At 47.1% G+C, this 1928-nt stretch carries 1 rRNA gene; it reads right to left on the bottom strand.

What is annotated here, in order from left to right:
- Nucleotides 1-1800, bottom strand: a 23S ribosomal RNA gene (locus tag BLT41_RS17265); the annotation flags it as partial.
- Nucleotides 1801-1928: the final 128 nt, after the last annotated feature.

The raw sequence follows: 1928 nt of genomic DNA on the forward strand, positions 1-1928 counted from the left end.
CCCCCCCGATTCTCTGCGGCTCTCAAAAGCTCATAAAGTAAATCTAATCACTAATGAGAGCATCCCTTATCGCTAACTTACGGGATCATTTTGCCGAGTTCCTTAACCAGAGTTCTCTCAAGCGCCTTGGTCTGCTCGACCCGACTACCTGTGTTGGTTTGCGGTACGGTCTATAAGTGCTAAACTTAGAAGCTTTTCTAGGCAGTATGGAATCACTCACTTCAAACGTAAAGTTACGGCATCGTATCTCGGCCTAAAGAATCACGGATTTGCCTATGACTCAAGCCTACATACTTACACCAACATATCCAACAGTTGGCTGAGCTATCCTTCTGCGTCCCTCCATCGCACACACTTACAGGTACAGGAATATTAACCTGTTTTCCATCGACTACGCCTTGCGGCCTCGCCTTAGGAACCGACTAACCCTGGGAAGATTAGCTTTACCCAGGAAACCTTAGTCTTACGGCGAACGAGTTTCTCACTCGTTTTAACGTTACTCATGCCAGCATAATCACTTCTCATTAGTCCAGCAAACCTTCCGATTCACCTTCATCCCATCTGAGAACGCTCTCCTACCGATGCGTCAAAGACGCATCCCGTAGCTTCGGTACAATGCTTAGCCCCGTTACATTTTCGGCGCAGAATCGTTAGACCAGTGAGCTATTACGCTTTCTTTAAAGGATGGCTGCTTCTAAGCCAACCTCCTGGCTGTCTATACAACTCCACCACCTTGTCCACTGAGCATTGATTTAGGGACCTTAGCTGACGGTCTGGGCTGTTTCCCTTTCGACTACGGACCTTCGCACCCGCAGTCTGACTCCCAGGATATAACTTACGGCATTCGGAGTTTGATAAGGTTTGGTAATCTGGTGAGACCCCTAGCCTTGTCAGTGCTCTACCTCCGCAAGTAAACTCCTGAGGCTATACCTCAATATATTTCGGAGAGAACCAGCTATCACCAAGTTTGATTGGCCTTTCACCCCTATCCACAGGTCATCCGAGCAATTTTCAACTTACAACGGTTCGGCCCTCCACTTGATTTTACTCAAGCTTCAGCCTGCCCATGGATAGATCACCTGGTTTCGGGTCTAATCCGCAATACTTGTCGCCCTATTCAGACTCGCTTTCGCTACGGCTACACATCACTGCTTAACCTTGCATTACAGATTAACTCACTGGCCCATTATGCAAAAGGCAAATGGTCACGGAACAAGTCCGCTCCCACAGCTTGTAGGCAACTGGTTTCAGGTTCTATTTCACTCCCCTAACAGGGGTTCTTTTCACCTTTCCCTCACGGTACTGGTTCACTATCGGTCGCTAAGGAGTATTTAGCCTTGGAAGATGGTCCTCCCAGATTCCCACGGGGTTTCTCGTGTCCCGTGGTACTCAGGTACCTTACGTGCTGCTTTCGACTTCGCGTACGAGGCTTTCACTCTCTATGACATGCCTTCCCAGACATTTCCGCTATCTATACAGATCACTTATAAAGGCCCTACAACCCCGCATGTTCGAAAACACACGGTTTGGGCTAATCCCATTTCGCTCGCCGCTACTTTGGGAATCTCTTTTGATTTATTCTCCTCCGGCTACTGAGATGTTTCACTTCACCGGGTTCGCTTCCTAAGACCTATGTATTCAGTCAAAGGATAACAGAGGGTTACTCTGCTGGGTTTCCCCATTCAGAAATCATTGGGTCAAAGCCTACTTGGCGGCTATCCAATGCTTATCGCAGCCTATCACGTCTTTCATCGCCTCTTAGCGCCAAGGCATCCACCAGTTGCCCTTAAAAACTTATCTTTCTTCTCTATTTCCCTATTTAACTTTCAAAGAACACACCTCTCTCAAATGGAGAAGTTGTATAATTCAAGAGGAGTCACACATTAAGTGGACAACATCTCTCAAAAATTTGTGTAAAGATCTTATTG

This window comes from Maridesulfovibrio ferrireducens (assembly GCF_900101105.1).
In the GTDB taxonomy this organism is placed as follows: domain Bacteria; phylum Desulfobacterota; class Desulfovibrionia; order Desulfovibrionales; family Desulfovibrionaceae; genus Maridesulfovibrio; species Maridesulfovibrio ferrireducens.